This is a genomic window from Cellulomonas septica (genome assembly GCF_012396155.1).
Classification (GTDB): domain Bacteria; phylum Actinomycetota; class Actinomycetes; order Actinomycetales; family Cellulomonadaceae; genus Cellulomonas; species Cellulomonas septica.
Map to the genome: position 1 here is coordinate 1 of NZ_JAAXOY010000479.1, position 2,819 is coordinate 2,819.

3 protein-coding genes and 1 pseudogene are annotated in these 2,819 nt (G+C 75.3%); 2 read left to right on the forward strand and 2 right to left on the reverse strand.

Going from position 1 to position 2,819, the window contains the following annotated elements; translation table 11 throughout:
- On the reverse strand, nt 1–785 hold a 785-nt coding region (locus HGA02_RS15330; RefSeq protein ID WP_168679909.1), incomplete at its 3' end, for a Na+/H+ antiporter NhaA.
- 175 nt (nt 786–960) lie between these two features.
- Nucleotides 961–1,689 (reverse strand): winged helix-turn-helix transcriptional regulator, encoded by a 729-nt coding sequence (locus tag HGA02_RS15335; protein WP_124343871.1) that lies wholly within the window; start codon nt 1,687–1,689, stop codon nt 961–963.
- Between the two features lie 203 nt (nt 1,690–1,892).
- Between HGA02_RS15335 and HGA02_RS15340 the strand changes: the two genes are divergently transcribed.
- Both HGA02_RS15340 and HGA02_RS15345 read left to right on the forward strand, forming a co-directional pair.
- Nucleotides 1,893–2,627, forward strand: coding sequence for a hypothetical protein (locus HGA02_RS15340; protein ID WP_168679911.1), 735 nt, complete (start codon nt 1,893–1,895; stop codon nt 2,625–2,627).
- A 2-nt stretch (nt 2,628–2,629) separates the two neighbouring features.
- A pseudogene (locus HGA02_RS15345) lies at nt 2,630–2,819 on the forward strand (thioredoxin); the annotation flags it as partial.

Sequence of the window (2,819 nt, forward strand, 5' to 3'; positions counted from 1 at the left end):
AGCGCGCGCTGCGTGGCTCGCGGCGTCGCGGGCACGACGAGCCCGAGCAGGACGCCCGCGATCGTCGCGTGCACGCCCGACGCGTGCATGAGCGCCCACGCGAGCACGGCGAGCGGCAGGAGCAGCCACGGGGTCGTGAGGCCGCGCGCCAGGGCGAGCGCGAACAGCGCGACGACGACGAGCGAGGCCGCGAGCGTGAGCAGCGCGACGTGGTCGGTGTAGACCACGCCGATGACGACGATCGCGAGGAGGTCGTCGACGACCGCGAGCGTCAGCAGGAACGCCCGCAGCGCGTTCGGGAGCGACCGGCCGACGACGGCGAGCACCGCGACGGCGAACGCGATGTCGGTCGCGGTGGGCACCGCCCAGCCCGTCGGGTTCCCGCCCGGCGCGGTCAGGTTGACCGCGAGGTAGAGCGCGGTGGGGACCAGCATGCCGCCGACCGCCGCGACGATCGGGACGACCGCCGTCCGCGGGTCGCGCAGCTCACCCGCGACGATCTCGCGCTTGAGCTCGAGCCCGACGACGAAGAAGAAGATCGCGAGCAGCCCGTCCGTCGCCCACGCCGATACCGACAGGTCGAGGTGCAGCGCCGCAGGCCCGACGACGGTCGTCGACACGGCCTCGTACGACGACGGGGACAGGTTGGCCCACAGCAGCGCGACGACCGTGCCCACCAGGAGCAGGACGCCCCCGGTGCGCTCCTCGCGGAGCGTGTCGAGCAGGTTGCTCTCGCCTCCCGGGGTGAGGGCGGCGAACAGGCGGGGGGCGGGACGACGGGGCACGGGCGACCTCCGGGCGCGACAGCAGGACTGCCGACCAGACTTCCCGGCGCACCGCGGACCAGGGTAGCGGCGCTCGGCGGGCGGCTGTGACCTCGGTCAGGGCGGGGCGTCGACCGCACGCGGGCGACGTCGTCCGACGGAGGAGGAGCGTCAGGCCGGCCGAGGGCCGCAGCCGTCAGGCGTCGGCGGGGGCCGGGACGTCGGGGCGGTCGTCGACCGCGGCGCGGCGGTCCTTCGGCGGGTCGAACCGGTAGCCGACGTTGCGGACCGTGCCGATGAGCTGCTCGTGCTCGGGGCCGAGCTTCGCGCGCAGGCGACGCACGTGGACGTCGACCGTGCGGGTGCCCCCGTAGTAGTCGTACCCCCAGACCTCCTGCAGCAGCTGCGCACGCGTGAAGACGCGGCCCGGGTGCTGGACGAGGTACTTGAGGAGCTCGAACTCCTTGTACGTGAGGTCGAGCGGCCGGCCGCGCAGGCGGGCCGTGTAGCCGCCCGCGTCGATCGTGAGCTCGCCCGACGAGATCTCCTGCGGGGCGTCGTCGTAGCCGGCGGTCGCCGCGCGCTCCATGACGAGCCGGAAGCGCGTCTCGACCTCGGCCGGGTTCGCCGACTCCAGGATGATGTCGTCCGCACCCCACTCGGCCGTGACGACCGTCAGACCGCCCTCGGTGAGGACCAGGACGAGCGGGACCGTCAGGCCGGTGGCGCGCAGCAGTCGGCACGTCGTGCGGGCCGTGACCAGGTCACGGCGTGCGTCGAGCACGACGATGTCCGCGTCCGGGGCGTCCACCAGGGCGGACGGTTCGACCGGGAGCACCCGGACCCGGTGCGACAGCAGACCGAGCGCCGGGAGCACCTGAGCAGAGCCCCCGGACGCGGGAGTGAGCAGCAGCAGATCTGCCACGTGGAACCTCCTCCCCGCGTGCGAGTGCTGCACACCGTACCGCGCCGCACGCGGAGCTCGTGCGGCGCGACGACCGGGCGGACGGGTCGCGTCTGCGACAATCGCTGCCGTGCTCATCCCCTCCGCGGCCCCCGTGACGACCTGCGCGACCTCCGCGCGGGTGCCCGCCACGACTCCTCGGACGACGGGGCGGTAGCCGCGGGATGCAGCTCGCCACCAGGGCCGTCGTCACGGCCGTCCTCGCGACCGTGGTCGCCGTCGCCGGCTACGTCGGGCTCTACCCGCTCGCCGCCGCGTGCGCCGTCCTCGTCCTGCTCGTCGCCGTCGGGTGGCCGCCTCTCGCCAACCTGCCGTTCGGCACCGGGACCAGCGTCGTCGTCGCGCTCGCCGGTCTCGGCTCCGTGGCGGTCGTCACGCTCGAGGAGGAGCAGCCCTACCTCGAGCGTCTGCCGGTCGTCTTCGCCGCCGCGGTCGTGCTGGCCTTCCTCGCCGAGCTCGTGCGGCGCGACGGGCGCGTGCGGCTCGTCGAGTCCGTGTCCGGCACCGTCGCGGGCGCGCTGGTCGCCGTCGCCGCCACCGGGTGGATCGCCATCGCGCGCGGGCCCGAGGGGGAGGCGCTCGTCGTCACCGCCGCGCTCGCGCTCGCCGTCGGGTCGGTCGTCGTCGCGATCCACCTGCCGGTGTGGATGGGGGTCCTCGCGACGACCGCGTCGTCGGCCGCGGCAGGCGCCGTCGCGGGGCTCGTGCTGCCGGACTTCGACCCGGTCGCCGGGGGGCTGCTCGGCGTCGCCGTCGGGATCCTCGTCGCCGCGCTGCACGCGCTGTTCGACCGCATGGAGGCGCTCGCGCGCTGGCGGCCCTCGCTCGCCGTCGTCGTGCTGCCCGTGACCGTGACCGGGCTGCTCGTGTACGTCGTCGGACGCGTGCTGGTCGGCTGACCGTGGACCGGGTCCTGCTCGTCCTCGGCGTGCTCGCGGTCGCCGTCGTCGTCGGGCTCGTGTGGCGGTCGCGCAACGGGCGCTTCACGCCGGTGCCGCCGAGCGTCCTCGCCGCCGCGTCGCCCGCGGGAGCCGCGGGTGCGCCGTCGGAGGGCGGCGGAGGCGTCGGTGAGGCGTCGCGCGGGGAAGGCG

What these genes read in the sequence shown, in the direction of transcription:
- HGA02_RS15340 (WP_168679911.1), top strand. Translation starts at nt 1,893, where the DNA reads ATGCAGCTCGCCACCAGGGCCGTCGTCACGGCCGTCCTCGCGACCGTG.